General features: G+C 45.2%; 20 protein-coding genes. 12 read left to right on the top strand and 8 right to left on the bottom strand.

Annotated elements, in window-relative coordinates; all coding sequences use genetic code 11:
- Positions 1–25: 25 nt before the first annotated feature.
- On the bottom strand, positions 26–241 hold the full coding sequence (locus V8G47_RS10935) for a CDGSH iron-sulfur domain-containing protein (protein ID WP_034758155.1): 216 nt from the start codon (positions 239–241) through the stop codon (positions 26–28).
- A gap of 130 nt (positions 242–371) precedes the next feature.
- Here V8G47_RS10935 and V8G47_RS10930 point away from each other — a divergent pair, with 130 nt between their 5' ends.
- The gene (locus V8G47_RS10930) at positions 372–704 is read left to right on the top strand and encodes an iron-sulfur cluster biosynthesis family protein (RefSeq protein ID WP_336200136.1); all 333 of its coding nucleotides are present in this window, start codon (positions 372–374) and stop codon (positions 702–704) included.
- Positions 705–807: 103 nt separating this feature from the next.
- On the opposite strand, the gene V8G47_RS10925 is transcribed toward V8G47_RS10930, so the two are convergent.
- The 4 genes from V8G47_RS10925 to V8G47_RS10910 form a co-directional block, all read right to left on the bottom strand.
- Positions 808–1,707 carry an aminoglycoside phosphotransferase family protein gene (locus V8G47_RS10925; RefSeq protein ID WP_336200135.1) on the bottom strand — a complete coding sequence of 300 codons (900 nt, stop codon included), beginning with the start codon at positions 1,705–1,707 and terminating at the stop codon, positions 808–810.
- The gene (locus V8G47_RS10920) at positions 1,704–2,630 is read right to left on the bottom strand and encodes an alpha/beta hydrolase (protein WP_336200134.1); all 927 of its coding nucleotides are present in this window, start codon (positions 2,628–2,630) and stop codon (positions 1,704–1,706) included. Before V8G47_RS10920 ends, V8G47_RS10925 begins: the two co-directional genes overlap by 4 nt.
- Before the next feature lie 125 nt (positions 2,631–2,755).
- The gene (locus V8G47_RS10915; protein WP_258261711.1) at positions 2,756–2,887 is read right to left on the bottom strand and encodes a hypothetical protein; all 132 of its coding nucleotides are present in this window, start codon (positions 2,885–2,887) and stop codon (positions 2,756–2,758) included.
- Positions 2,888–2,948: 61 nt separating this feature from the next.
- Entirely contained in the window at positions 2,949–3,848 is a 900-nt protein-coding gene (locus V8G47_RS10910) for a hydroxymethylglutaryl-CoA lyase (RefSeq protein WP_336200133.1), read from the bottom strand.
- Between the two features lie 174 nt (positions 3,849–4,022).
- On the opposite strand from V8G47_RS10910, the gene V8G47_RS10905 reads away from it, so the two are divergent.
- From V8G47_RS10905 to V8G47_RS10885, 5 genes are all read left to right on the top strand, one after another.
- Positions 4,023–5,210 carry an acetyl-CoA C-acetyltransferase gene (locus tag V8G47_RS10905; RefSeq protein ID WP_336200132.1) on the top strand — a complete coding sequence of 396 codons (1,188 nt, stop codon included), beginning with the start codon at positions 4,023–4,025 and terminating at the stop codon, positions 5,208–5,210.
- A 35-nt stretch (positions 5,211–5,245) separates the two neighbouring features.
- On the top strand, positions 5,246–5,938 hold the full coding sequence (locus tag V8G47_RS10900; RefSeq protein WP_336200131.1) for a CoA transferase subunit A: 693 nt from the start codon (positions 5,246–5,248) through the stop codon (positions 5,936–5,938).
- An 18-nt stretch (positions 5,939–5,956) separates the two neighbouring features.
- Complete coding sequence (locus tag V8G47_RS10895) at positions 5,957–6,619, top strand: CoA transferase subunit B (RefSeq protein WP_261750469.1); 663 nt, start codon at positions 5,957–5,959, stop codon at positions 6,617–6,619.
- Between the two features lie 119 nt (positions 6,620–6,738).
- A complete protein-coding gene (locus V8G47_RS10890; RefSeq protein WP_336200130.1) occupies positions 6,739–6,969 on the top strand; it encodes a YqkE family protein in 231 nt (76 codons plus the stop codon).
- A gap of 17 nt (positions 6,970–6,986) precedes the next feature.
- Entirely contained in the window at positions 6,987–7,499 is a 513-nt protein-coding gene (locus tag V8G47_RS10885) for a GrpB family protein (protein WP_336200129.1), read from the top strand.
- A 28-nt stretch (positions 7,500–7,527) separates the two neighbouring features.
- Here the strand turns inward: V8G47_RS10885 and V8G47_RS10880 are convergent, their stop codons facing one another.
- Positions 7,528–8,451, bottom strand: coding sequence for an aldo/keto reductase (locus V8G47_RS10880; protein WP_336200128.1), 924 nt, complete (start codon positions 8,449–8,451; stop codon positions 7,528–7,530).
- 79 nt (positions 8,452–8,530) lie between these two features.
- Positions 8,531–8,656: a Z-ring formation inhibitor MciZ gene (gene mciZ / locus V8G47_RS10875; RefSeq protein ID WP_336200127.1), complete on the bottom strand. Its 126-nt coding sequence runs from the start codon at positions 8,654–8,656 to the stop codon at positions 8,531–8,533.
- Between the two features lie 81 nt (positions 8,657–8,737).
- Between mciZ and V8G47_RS10870 the strand changes: the two genes are divergently transcribed.
- Entirely contained in the window at positions 8,738–9,286 is a 549-nt protein-coding gene (locus tag V8G47_RS10870; protein WP_336200126.1) for an NUDIX hydrolase, read from the top strand.
- Positions 9,287–9,350: 64 nt separating this feature from the next.
- Here the strand turns inward: V8G47_RS10870 and V8G47_RS10865 are convergent, their stop codons facing one another.
- Positions 9,351–9,926, bottom strand: coding sequence for a GNAT family N-acetyltransferase (locus V8G47_RS10865; RefSeq protein WP_336200125.1), 576 nt, complete (start codon positions 9,924–9,926; stop codon positions 9,351–9,353).
- 125 nt (positions 9,927–10,051) lie between these two features.
- Between V8G47_RS10865 and spoIIM the strand changes: the two genes are divergently transcribed.
- From spoIIM to deoB, 5 genes are all read left to right on the top strand, one after another.
- The gene (gene spoIIM / locus V8G47_RS10860) at positions 10,052–10,705 is read left to right on the top strand and encodes a stage II sporulation protein M (RefSeq protein WP_336200124.1); all 654 of its coding nucleotides are present in this window, start codon (positions 10,052–10,054) and stop codon (positions 10,703–10,705) included.
- Positions 10,706–10,816: 111 nt separating this feature from the next.
- A complete protein-coding gene (gene fur / locus V8G47_RS10855; RefSeq protein WP_034758188.1) occupies positions 10,817–11,275 on the top strand; it encodes a ferric iron uptake transcriptional regulator in 459 nt (152 codons plus the stop codon).
- Positions 11,276–11,463: 188 nt separating this feature from the next.
- Positions 11,464–11,691, top strand: a complete 228-nt coding sequence (locus V8G47_RS10850; RefSeq protein WP_060672280.1) for a YqzK family protein — start codon at positions 11,464–11,466, stop codon at positions 11,689–11,691.
- Between the two features lie 6 nt (positions 11,692–11,697).
- Entirely contained in the window at positions 11,698–12,591 is an 894-nt protein-coding gene (gene xerD, locus V8G47_RS10845) for a site-specific tyrosine recombinase XerD (RefSeq protein WP_336200123.1), read from the top strand.
- 210 nt (positions 12,592–12,801) lie between these two features.
- Positions 12,802–13,986, top strand: a complete 1,185-nt coding sequence (gene deoB, locus V8G47_RS10840; protein ID WP_336200122.1) for a phosphopentomutase — start codon at positions 12,802–12,804, stop codon at positions 13,984–13,986.
- Positions 13,987–14,020: the final 34 nt, after the last annotated feature.

Here is a 14,020-nt window from a genome sequence, read left to right as displayed (position 1 = left end):
GGTGAAGTCTCTCTTTTCATTCCATTTACTCTTCGTCCAATACCTTTTCTGCACGCACACATGATTCAAATTTCCCTTTGTGTGAAGCGTCGCAAAACGGCATGTTGGTTGATAGACCGCAGCGGCACAGAGTAAACACTTGTTTCGTTGGAAATACATTTCCGTCAGCATCAATCAGTTCCACATCGCCGCTTACGCGGAAAGAACCGTTATCATTCACTTTAATTTGAGCTTTTGTCATGAAAACCCACCCTTTCTAGATAATACAAAAGAATCCCCACTATCGATAGTAAGATGAAAAGAGTAAAAAAGCAATATTCTAAAAGGAACAAATGAAATGTGGTAGGATAAAGGCAGAGGAGGAAAGTCGAATGAAAATCCAACTAACGAACGAAGCAATCCAAAAGATTGAGGATAAAATAGAAAACAAACAAGGTCACCTGAAACTAAAATATGATACAGAAGGCTGCGGCTGTGTGGTGAGCGGCATTCCTACCCTGTGGTTTGTCCATCACCCTGTTGAAGGTGAAGATATCAAGATCGACACGAACAGTTATCCAATCCTTGTAGAAAAATCAAAGATGGTCTTCCTGGATGAAGAGCTGAAAATCGATTTTTCTTCCCAAAGTAATACATTCCAATTAAAAAGCCCCGCTCAGATCATCAATGGGAGAATGAACTTCTTGATGTACCCTGAGGAATAGAACATAAAAGCTCCGGTGCATGCCGGAGCTTTTGTGTTTCTAAAACCAATATTCCCTACAAAATATAAGGGGGATCTCTGGGGAAGAGGGATAGTGAAAACTGTTACTCCGCCAACAGTTCTTCAAACATCCCCGCCAAAGAAACCCCGGTTTTCCATCCATCAAGTCCATCCCCTACAGACCAGGACGCAGACAGAATGGAATGACAAAATCCATACTGAAGCAACCGCTCATAAGAAAGGGAAAGCAGGGAAGCGATAGTCTCTGTCCTATAGCGGAGCAGCTCTAATGGCGCATCCCATTTCTTCCATTCATTCAACATAAACTGAATGCAGTCATATTCCCTTTCGCCGATCAATCCTTTGGGATCAATGGCTGTCCAGCCGGAAGAATCGGAGTAGAGTATGTTTCCGTGATGAAGATCACCGTGAAGAAGATAGAGATCTGTAGACGTATTCAGCAACTCCGGATAAAGCGCTTCAGCTTTCACAACGAGATCCAGGGGAATGGGACCGGTTCCACCGTTAAATCGTTCCCGTAACCTCCCGATTCCCTTTGACCAGGATTGAACCGTGGGATAGGGGTGGTTGCTTTCAGGTTTATGCCAAAGTCCCTTGGCAGTATGGGCGAAGATAGAGAGCACCTCTTCTTCATCCTCAATAGAGAGAAGAGAAGATCCCGGCATGAGTCGATCTAAAAGGATCCAGCCTTCTTCCTTACTGTAGTCGAGCATCTTCACCATCCCCTTTCCTTGAAAATCCTTCAGGGCATGAAACTCATTGGAGAAATCATTGTTCGGATACCCGATCTTTAACACAGCGTCCCGCCCGTGTCCGAGCTGGACCGGTACCACAAAGTTATAGCTTAATGAAAAAGGCTCACCGTAGGTTAACTGGAGCCGATTTTTTAACGACTCAAGGAGACCTTCTACATGAATCATCCAGTCATTTCCAGAATCTCCATACATCCTTTCCATTTTCATCCTGAAATCAGCAGGGATCATGAGACGACATCCTTTCCGTTGAATACAAATTGTTCCAGAAATCGTTGGATGACTTCTTCATACGCTTCAGGGTTGTCATTATATGACTGGGCATGGGTCCCGGGGAAGTCGAGGAACAGCTCCTTTGGCCCCTGCTTTTTTTCGAAAAGATCCTTTGTCATTTGAGGCAGGATGAAGTCATCATTCTGACTGTGGATAAATAACACAGGTTTCCGGATGTTTTGAACAACCGAAATAGGAGATAAATCCTTTAGTGTGTATCCCTGTCGCAGCTTCAGTATGCCGCCAACGAGGGGAAGGAGGAACTTTGCCGGCATCTTCACTTCCGCACTCATCCGGTAGGCAAGCTGTTCACCGAAGTCTGAGAAGGGACAATCGGCAATATAAAAATCTGCCCGGTCCTCCACACTTCCTGCATAAAGAAGCAGAGTCGCAGCTCCCATCGATTCCCCGTGGATCCCGAAGAATACATCGTCTCCTTCACGGCGGAGCAGTTCATCCACAACAGACTTCAGATCAAATTTTTCAAAATACCCGTAGCTTGTCGTCTTACCACCTGATTCCCCATGGCGCCTGTGGTCATAAATGACGGCATTGAACCCCTGTTTGATGAAAAGGTTCATATATTTAATGGAATTCAACTTATTCTCCGTCACTCCGTGAGAAAAGATCATGAATTTATTATGGTGGTGGGGCTTCACGAATACCGCTTTAATATCATAACCGTACCGGGAAGGGATCAGCACCTCTTCTTTAGGGAGGGAATCATATTCCTCTTCGATCAGACGGGTCGATTCCGTTTCACGTGAACGGATGAAGTCATCCCCTTTTTTCGGTAAATACATAAATCGATTGGTTATATAAACCCCAAGCAGACCGATGGAAGAAAGGGTCCCGCCCAGAATCGCAAGTTTTTTTCGCATGTCGTCACCTCAAGGATCATCGTTTACTCATATTGTAGCAAAAGGAGGAAAAAAGAGGAATTTTTAATAGCATAATAAAAAAGTGCCTCAGAAAGAGACACTTTTTTCACGGTTAGTTCGGACAGTTACGACTTGGCATTTTGCCCTTTAGCAGGGTGAATGGCTTTATCCAGTTCTTCTTTCGCCATGGTGTTAGAAACCGTATCTGCATTCGGTTTGCCTTTTTGACTGAATCCTTTGTCGCGCTTTTGGCTCATGTGACTCATCTCCTTAAAGGTTATCCCCTTTAGAATGCTCGGAGGAGAGAGGACATATGCACTACTGATTCAATTCATGAAGGCGGTAATAACCGCTTTCCACAGGACGGCTGATATGAGGTTTCACGACGTCGATGGCAAGGGCGAGTTTCTCAAGGTCAACCCCTGTGGAAATCCCCATTTCCGTAAGCATATACACGACATCCTCCGTTGCGACATTCCCTGTTGCACCGGGGGCGAAAGGACATCCTCCGAGTCCGCCTGCACTGGTGTCAAAGCGGTCGACTCCCGCTTCGAGCGACGCGAGGATATTAGCGAGCGCCATCTTACGGGTGTCATGGAAATGCGCTGTAAGCAATGTGCCGGGTAATTCTTGTTTCAATAAAGCAAAGAGATGGTGCGCTTCAGACGGATTGGCCCGTCCGACCGTATCGGCGACACTCAATTCATCCACACCTAACGAAACGAATTCCTTACAAAGGGAAAGAGTAGCCTCAGGCAGGATCTTCCCTTCATATGGACAATAGAAAGCGGTTGAAATGCAGGCTCTCACGAAATAGCCCTTTTCTTTCAGCTCCCCAATGAGAGGTGCCAGTCCTTTCATTGCTTCCTCAGTCGTTTTATTAATGTTTTTTTGATTGAAGGAATCGCTGACACCGACAAAGACGGCTACAGAACGGCACCCTGTTTCATATACCCGCTCAATCCCCCTTTTATTTGGTGCAAGAACGATATCACGTGAGTCCATGGTCATGCAGGCATCGACGATCTCACCAGCATCCTGCATTTGTGGAACCCATTTCGGAGACACAAACGAAGTCAGCTCCATTTCTTTCACACCTGATTGTTTCAAGCGAAGGATAAATTCTTTTTTAACGTCCGTCGGGACAAAATTCTTCTCATTTTGTAAGCCGTCTCTCGGACCTACTTCGATAATTGTAGCTTTTTTAGGTAAATTCATCATTTCACTCCTCCCTCTTCATTTTAAGAAAATTTCGACATATAAATCAATATAAAAATTTTTTGGCGAATTTAGAGGAATTTAACCGCTTACATAGAATGAGTTAAAGTGGAACTGTTTTATAGGTTATGAATAGGCAAGCACATCAGTCAGAAGAGAAAGGGAGGAAGAACGATGTCGAATGAAGTTGTCATTGTGAGTGCAGTACGCACGGCCATCGGAAGCTTTAACGGATCTTTAAAAGGTATTTCCGCTCCGGAACTTGGAGCGATTGTCATTAAAGATGCCCTGGAGAAAGCTGGTTTAAGCGGTAATGATGTGGATGAAGTGATCATGGGGAATGTGTTGCAGGCAGGATTGGGACAGAACCCGGCCCGTCAAGCATCCATCAAAGCGGGACTGCCTGAAGAGGTACCGGCCATGACGATTAATAAAGTGTGTGGATCAGGATTAAAAACGGTTCACCTCGCAACGCAGGCAATCCTCGCAGGGGATGCAGATATTATCGTTGCAGGTGGAATGGAAAATATGAGTCAGGCTCCATATCTACTGCAGGGAGCAAGAGAAGGATACAAGATGGGGGATCAGAAAGTCGTCGACAGCATGATATCAGACGGTTTATGGTGTGCCTTTAATGATTACCATATGGGTGTGACGGCAGAAAATCTATGTGACCGTTACTCTCTGACACGAGAAGAACAGGACGAATTCGCTGCATGGAGTCAGCAAAAAGCAGCTGCGGCCATTGAATCCGGCCGATTTGATGATGAAATCGTCCCGGTTTCCATCCCGCAGCGAAAAGGGGATCCGGTCGTGTTCAAACAGGATGAGTTCCCACGTAAAGGGTCAACGGCCGAGAAGTTATCGGGTCTTCGGGCTGCCTTCAAAAAAGATGGCTCTGTGACAGCCGGTAATGCATCGGGCATCAATGATGGGGCCGCTGCTGTTGTCGTCATGTCCAAGAAGAAAGCAGACGAACTCGGCATCACGCCTCTCGTGACGATCAAAGGGAATGCCAATGCGGGTGTAGATCCAAGCGTCATGGGAATCGGACCGGTAGCAGCCGTAAAAAAAGTATTGGAAAAAACGAAGATGACAATTGAGGATATGGAATTGATTGAAGCCAATGAAGCATTTGCCGCTCAATCATTGGCAGTGGATAAAGAGCTTCAATTCAAAAAGGATGCCCTTAATGTAAACGGGGGAGCCATTGCCCTGGGTCACCCGATTGGAGCCAGCGGAACACGGATCCTGGTGACGCTGATTCATGAGATGAAGAAAAGAGGCGTCCAAAACGGACTTGCTACCCTTTGCATCGGTGGGGGACAGGGAGTAGCAACAGTCGTTGAACTTCATAAATAAGGAATGGGAAAATCCAGATTCAAGGAGGGAATACAATGAAAGAAGTATACACTTCATATGACGAAGCGGTGGCAGATATTCACGATGGAGCAACATTGATGGTTGGAGGATTCGGCCTGTGCGGGATCCCTGAAAAACTCATTCTTGCCCTTGTGGAAAAAGGAGTGAAAAATCTGACCGTCATTTCAAATAACTGTGGAGTAGACGATTGGGGCCTGGGTTTATTACTGAAAAATAAGCAGATTGATAAGATGATAGGCTCTTATGTTGGAGAAAACAAAGAATTTGAAAGACAGGTATTATCAGGTGAGCTCGAAGTGGAATTGGTTCCCCAAGGGACGCTTGCTGAGAAGATCCGTGCAGGCGGCGCAGGGATCCCTGCTTTCTACACGCCTGCAGGAGTCGGGACACCGGTAGCGGAAGGAAAAGAAACCCGCACATTTAATGGAAAAGAATACTTGTTGGAAGAAGCCTATACAGCCGACTTCTCGCTTGTACGGGCGTGGAAAGCCGATAAGATGGGGAATCTGATTTACAACAAGACGGCGCAGAACTTTAATCCGATGATTGCAGCAGCGGGGAAAGTGACGATCGCCGAGGTAGAAGAACTGGTTGAAATCGGGGAGATCAACCCGAATGAAGTTCACACACCGAGCATCTACGTGCAGCGTCTGATACAGGCCGAACAAGAAAAACGGATTGAAAGAAGAACAGTGAGAGAAGCATAGAAGGGAGAGTGGAACGGGATGGATCGGGCCAAAATGCGTGAAAGAATCGCAAGAAGAGCGGAAAAGGAAATAGAAGATGGTTTCTATGTCAACTTAGGAATCGGGATGCCTACGCTGGTAGCCAACTACATTACAGAAAACAAACAGGTTGTCCTTCAATCTGAAAATGGATTACTCGGAATCGGGCCATATCCGGGTGAAAATGAAGTCGATGCCGACCTCATCAACGCCGGTAAAGAGACCGTTACGGCAATTCCGGGCTCCTCTTACTTTGATAGCTCTGAGTCATTCGGAATGATCCGCGGAGGGCATATCAATATCGCCATCCTTGGTGGAATGGAAGTAGCCGAAAACGGGGACCTTGCCAACTGGATGATTCCGGGGAAAATGATCAAAGGGATGGGCGGAGCGATGGACCTCGTCCACGGAGCCCAGCGCATCATCGTCATCATGGAACATGTCAATAAGGCCGGGGAAAGCAAGATCCTGAAAGAATGCACCCTGCCCCTGACAGGAAAAGGCGTCGTCGACCGCATCATTACGGATCGCGCCGTGATGGATGTAACGGAGGAAGGTTTACTGCTTCGCGAAGTAGCGAACGGCTTCTCTGTGGAGGATATCCAATCATCCACGGATGCCACGTTGATCGTAGGGGATGACGTAGTATTAGAAGCGTATTGATGGAGAAAGCCGGGTTAGAAGGGGGAGAGTGCCTCTTCTGACCGGCTTTTTTTTGAGCCTGCCTTTTGACTAAAGAGGAAAAAAGTTTTATAACTATGACAGATAGGGGGAATCAGTACATGTCCAAGAAAAAGAAACAGGAAGCTGAATTGACGTTAAAAAATTCCATCAACGGAGACATCTTCGAACAACTGAAGCAGAAGAAGGCAGAGCTTGAAAAAGTAGAGTCTGTGAAGAAGGAAGAAGATCGCCTCCGGAAAATTGAAGAGAAAAAACAGCGGGAAAAGAATAAAAGTTTCGAAGAGCTGTTGAATGAAAGCAATATGAATTGGAAGAACTACAAGGATTGATGAGGGAGGTAAGAGTGGTGCCCCATCAAGCAGACTGGCAGGAGAAATTTGAAAGTGAAAAACGCAGTCTGAATAAGCTCCTTCCTGACGCAACCATCCATCATATCGGTTCAACCTCCGTACCGGGTTTGGCTGCTAAACCGATCATAGACATAATGATAGAAGTACCAAGCTTAGAGAGCGTTGACGAACGTAGAGAACAATTCAGGCAACTGCATTTTGTCGGAAAAGGCGAGAATGGCATCACGAACCGCCGCTACTTCTATAAAGGAGAAGGGAATGAGAGAGCCGTACATCTTCATATTTTTCCTTATGGCATCGATCAGGTAGTCAGGCACTTGGCGTTTCGTGATTATTTGAGGGAATTTGACAGTGAAGCCAAACGGTATGGTGACCTGAAATCAATGCTTGCAAAGAAGTTCCCACACGATGTGGAGGGCTACATTCAAGGGAAAGATCAATTTGTGAAGGACCTTGAGAAAAAGGCGTTAAGCTGGAATGAAAAAAATAAGCGGGCAGGGAACCAATAAACCCTGACCCGCTTATTTTGGTGTTCATTCAGTCTCTATGTTGCTCATATCGTGATAATTTGGTTAACTGTTTTAACGTGTCTAGCTCTTCGGAAGATAAAGATCCCCCATTCACAGCGTCGATATTCTCCTGAAGCTGTTGAACGGAGCTTGCGCCCGGAATGACAGCACCCACCGACTCATGAGCGAGAATATATTGAAGGGCGAGTTCGTTCATTGAACGGTTGTCACCCATTTTCCCATGGATGGACTTCAGTGTTTCTTCAAGCTCTTGATAAGAGTAGTCCAGATAGCCATCTTCCTTCACTTTCGCAGAAGCTTTAGACAGCATCTTTTCGGAAAGAAGTCCTTTTGCCAAAGGTCCCCGGGCCACGATGCTCACCTTATTTTCATCCAACAGGTCCATCCATTCTTCCGGGCGGCGATCCAGTAAGCTGTACTGCATCATGACGCTGTCAATGGAAGAAGAGCTTAGAAATCGCTTGATGACATTCGGCCGGATGGAAGAGATGCCGTAATAGCGGATCATCCCTTCTTTCTTCAATTCTTCAAACGCTTCGATCGTTTCTTCAAAATCGTCTTCGATCGTCCCTCCGTGAAGCTGGTAAAGATCGATATAGTCCACTTTCAAGCGCGATAGGCTGTCCTTCACGGCAGACTTGATATAGGATTTGGAAGGGTCCCAGCGCCAGCCATCCTCGACATCATTCCACCGATTTCCTACTTTTGTGGCCAGGATGATATCGTCCCGGACATCACGAATGGCTTTGCCTACGATTTCCTCATTTTGACCAAAGTCATATAAATCAGCAGTATCAAGGTAATTGATGCCATTATCTAAAGCGTGCTGCACAATTTCCTTCGCAGAACTCTCTTCGGTTCCAAGGGACATACAGCCGAGCCCCATTTTTGAAACATGTAAATCGGAATGACCTATTTGTCTTTTTTCCATAGTATCCGTCCTTTCAACATTAGCACTCTCTATTATATTAACGAAAGTGGGGACGAATAAACAAAGAAAACGGCTGCCTTCAACGATTGGCGTCGATCCATTCCTTGACAGTAACGTAGGTTTGATTATATTCCTTCAACTTCGCCTTGATTTCCCATGCTTTCCCTACCAGGATGATCCGATCCTTTTCAGTAATCACCTTCAAGGGTTTTCACCTCGATCCTCGACTGGGATATGGTAAAATGTATGAGGACAAGGTCGATGACAGAACAAGGAGAGTTGAACGATGAAAAAATTCGAAGAAAAGACGATTACAACAGAAACGATCTATCAAGGGAAAATCATTGATCTTCAAGTGGATGAAGTCGAGCTTCCAAACGGCAAGACATCCAAGCGGGAACTGATTAAGCACCCTGGAGCTGTAGCGGTCATCGCATTGACACCGGAAGGGAAAATAGTGATGGTGGAGCAGTACCGTAAAGCGTTGGAGAAATCCATCATCGAAATACCTGCCGGAAAGCTTGAGCCGGGTGAAGAGCCGGATAAAACGGCTCTGCGTGAATTGGAAGAAGAAACAGGGTACGGATGTGAAAATCTGGAGCATCTTATCTCGTTTTATACTTCACCTGGATTTGCAGATGAGCTCGTTCACTTGTATATCGCTCACGATATCCACCCCATCCTGGAGTCGAAAGAAACGGATGAAGATGAATTTGTCGAGTTGATTGAAGTGACAGTAGAAGAGGCACTGCAGCTCATTAAAGAACAGCGGATTTATGATGCGAAAACGGCTTATGCGGTTCAATATCTGCAACTGCAGAAATTGGGGAAATAAATGATGACGTAAAGAAAGCTGGACCCCCGTTGAGGGTGGGTCCAGCTTTTTTGGATGGTAATGTTTAAGCGAGGTCCCCAGGAACCAGAGAATAAACACATGTATCACGTGCATCCGTCCCATTTTCATCAAGATGGTCATGCCGAATGATCCCCTCTAGCAGGAACCCCAGCCTCTCAGGCACCCTCCGCGAGGTCGTATTCCTCTCATCACAGCGGATTTCCACACGCTTACAGGAAAGGTCGTGGAGGGCGAAATGAGTCAACGCCTTGACGGCTTCCACGATATATCCCTTTTTGGTGTGCCGTAAGTTGAGCCAATACCCGATTTCCACTTTAGGTACATCCCAATCGATGCGGTGAAGACCTGTGGATCCGATGAATTCATTCGTTTCTTTCAGATAGATATGTAGTCGGATATCGGTCTTCTTAATGAAATCTGCATAGGATTCCCGCACGCCTGCCTCCACTTCTTCAAGGGTCTGTTCTTTCCGGGCGAAGGGGAGCCATGGTTTTAACTCATTTCGCGAGTCTGCAATGGCACGAAACACGTCTGAACCGTCACCAGGCATGCAAGGTCGAATATAAAGGCGCGGAGTTTCGATCCGATCGGGAAATTCGATTAAGCTTGGTTTCGTCATGTTATATTCCTCCCATTCAGGTTTCTATGATTATACGTTTATCCTAATGGAAGTTCAATAGAGTAGAATAAAGGTCTCCCGCCTTACATATAGATTAGTAATCGATATCTAGGAGGAGCACTGTGATGCGCAAAAAAATGTCAAATTCAAATCCACTCGTCCAACATGTACAAGCACATTCCTCGATCTATTTATTTATCATTACATTGTTTTTAATGGGAATCATTTTTGGGGCGATAGTCGTGAATTCTTTATCATTTGCCCAAAAGGAGGACCTTTATTTCTATTTAAGTAAGTTCTTTAGTGAAATGGAGGATGGAAGTATGACATCAGCGGAAGAGCTCTTCCGTCAGAGTTTCCTCCATAATGTGAAATATCTCGGGTTGATGTGGCTCTTAGGGATCTCGATCATCGGGCTGCCCCTCATCTTCGTCCTATTATTTATGAAAGGTGTCGTCGTTGGCTTTTCTGTCGGGTTTCTTGTGAATCAAATGGGCTGGAGCGGATTTTTATTGTCTTTTGTGAGCGTCCTGCCACAGAATATTATCATCATTCCGGCATTTATTTTCATAGGTGCGATCAGCGCGAACTTCTCCCTGAGGTTGATCCGGAAGATCTTCATGAGGCAGTCGTCATCCATGCAGTTCCAGATGATCCCGTTTCTGTCCAGGTACGTCATCTTCATGGTGGTGGCAATCGGAATCGTCACCGTTGCCGCAAGTATTGAAGCCTATCTTTCCCCTACTTTAATGGAAGCGGTCATAGGGAAAATCAAATAAAATGATTCTTATATAAGAATCATTTTATTTGTTTGATTATAATTATTTTATTTTGCTTATTCCTCCCTTTTTGATATAATAGTAAAGACATTGACGAGGGAGGAGAGGACTATGGAAAGCCGCATTGAACGAATAAAAAAACAGCTTCATTCTGCCAGCTACAAGCTTACGCCACAGCGCGAAGCTACGGTCCGTGTGTTATTGGAACATGAAGAAGATCACCTCAGCGCCGAAGATGTATACCTCCTCGTTAAGGAAAAATCTCCGGAAATTGGACTGGCGACCGTATATCGTACATTGGAATTGCTGTCTGAACTGAAAATTGTAGATAAAATCAATTTTGGCGATGGTGTATCGCGTTATGACCTCAGGCAAGAAGGGGCAGCCCACTTCCATCACCATTTAGTATGCATTGAATGTGGAGCTGTCGATGAAATTCAAGATGATCTTTTAGAAGACGTCGAAACGATTGTCGAACGAGACTGGAAGTTTAAAATAAAAGACCACCGCCTCACCTTTCATGGCATTTGTTCCAGATGTCAGGATAAAGAAGAGGATCCAGAAGAATAAGATGATGCCGGAAAGCCTTAAAGACCCCTGTGTTGTTTCTAGAATCGGAAACATCCCATACATACTCTTTAAGGCTTTTTTTCATACTCTCCCGGAATTTTTCACAGTATCTCACTCCATAAGGTATAAAACGGTTCAAAATCGTCATAGCTTGTATTAATAAGCAAGCGAATATGGAGGACGACAGGATGATAAAAGGGGTTCAAATGGTATGGCAGACCATTAAGGTGTTTATTTTATTTACGGGTTCAACGATTTTGTTTTACTATGGTATCATGTGGATAAGTGAAGAATACGAAGGTTACCACAAATATGATGAGCCAGAGGGAGCAGCGGTGAAGGTTTATTCTTCCGTGACAGAGGAAGAGAGCCATTGGTATGACCGATTATTATTTTTTTATATGAACGGGGAGTAATGCAGTGTGGAAGACCATATTCAAGATTTCATGCACTTTTTAATAGTAGAAAAAGGGCTTGCAAAGAATACGATCGAGTCGTATCAACGTGATTTAAAGAATTATGCCTTATATTTATCAAAGGTTGAAGAAGTGGCGGAATTAAACGCCGTTTCAAGGGTGAATATCCTTCAATTTCTCGGCCATTTGAAAAACCAGGGGAAATCTTCAAAGACCGTTGCCCGTCATGTGGCATCGATCCGTTCCTTTCATCAATTCCTTTTAAGGGAAAAGGAGACGGAACAAGATCCTACTGTGCATATCGAGACACCAAAGACCGAAAGGACACTCCCGAGGATCTTGAGCATCGCTGAAGTGGAGGCTTTACTCGAAGCCCCTGAAGAATCGACACCCTTAGGGATGAGGGACAAGGCGATGCTTGAGCTCCTTTATGCGACGGGGATACGGGTAAGCGAGCTCATACAGCTTCAATTGGAAGATGTCCATTTGACCATGGGATTTGTCCGGTGCATCGGAAAAGGGAACAAAGAACGGATTATCCCGATCGGGCAGACGGCCATGGATGTCCTCGAGAAATACTTAGGTGATGCACGATTGAAATTACGGAGCAAGAAGCACCGTGATGATCATTTATTTCTGAATCACCATGGGAAAGGTCTGACAAGACAGGGCTTCTGGAAGAATTTAAAGGCCCTTGCCAAGAAAGCAAATATTGAGAAGGATTTGACGCCTCATACGCTTCGCCACTCATTTGCCACTCATTTGTTGGAGAATGGGGCTGATCTCAGGGCGGTTCAGGAAATGCTTGGTCATGCAGACATTTCCACGACCCAAATTTATACACATGTGACGAAAACCCGCTTAAAGGATGTCTATTCGCAATTCCATCCCAGAGCTTAAAAGAATGAAGGGGGATTCCTTAAAGAAATTACGATTCTTTAAGGGATCTCTCTTGTTTTTTTTGAAAGGGAAAAGTAGAATATAGATGTCAGACTTCTGACGTTACATCCTGTCGATTGCTTCAAAGCAGATAAGGGTATGATACGTTTGAAGGTCGAAAATGTAACCGCTTTTTTTGAAAGTGGATGACTATATAGGAGGTTTACTATAATGAGCAACTATACATACAAACGGGTTCACTTGATCGTAATGGATTCGGTCGGTATCGGCGAAGCGCCTGATGCAGAACTGTTCAACGATAAGGGATCAGATACGCTCGGTCATATTGCTGAACACATGAATGGACTGAATATGCCGAATATCGGGAAGCTCGGCCTTTCCAATATTAAAGAAGTGAAGGGTATTGAGAAGGCCGACAAGCCTCTTGCATACTACACAAAAATGCAGGAAGCGTCAGTCGGGAAAGACACAATGACCGGCCATTGGGAAATCATGGGCCTGAATATCGATAAGCCGTTCAAGACATATCCGGATGGATTTCCAGAAAAATTGATCCAGAGACTGGAAGCTGAAACAGGCAGGACGATCATTGGGAACAAGCCTGCCAGTGGTACTGAAATCATTGAAGAACTAGGAAAAGAGCATATGGAAACAGGGGCACTCATTGTGTATACATCTGCAGACCCCGTTCTTCAAATCGCAGCTCATGAAGAGATCATCCCGATCGAAGAGCAGTACAAAATCTGTGAGATTGCCCGTGAAATCACGAAAGAAGAGGAATACCTCGTCGGACGTGTGATCGCCCGTCCGTTCGTGGGTGAACCAGGAGAATTCAAACGGACATCCAATCGCCATGACTATGCGCTGAAGCCGTTTGAACGTACGGTCATGAATGAAATGAAAGATTCTGGCCTGGACGTGATCGCCATCGGAAAGATTTCAGATATCTACAATGGTGAAGGTGTGACCGATTCGATCCGCACGAAGCATAATATGGATGGAATGGACAGTTTCATCAAAACATTCGATCAGTCCTTCACGGGCCTCAGCTTCCTGAATCTTGTGGACTTTGATGCTTTATATGGACATCGTCGTGATCCAAAAGGCTACGGGGAAGCGTTGGAAGAGTTCGATGCGCGACTGCCGGAAGTGTTCGATAAAATGACGGAAGAGGATCTTCTCATCATCACGGCGGATCATGGAAATGACCCTACTGCCCCAGGGACAGACCATACCCGGGAGTATGTTCCACTTCTTGTTTATTCAAAACGATTTAAAGAAGGGAAGGAACTGCCGATTTCTGAAACATTCGCAGATATCGGGGCAACGGTTGCTGATAACTTTAATGTAAAAATGCCAAAGTTCGGACAAAGCTTCTTGACACAATTGAAGTAAGAAATAGAAAGAAAATATACGAGCAGGAGAGGGA

The organism is Rossellomorea sp. LJF3, assembly GCF_037046045.1.
GTDB lineage: Bacteria > Bacillota > Bacilli > Bacillales > Bacillaceae_B > Rossellomorea.
This window is presented reverse-complemented; position numbering and strand designations above follow the sequence as displayed.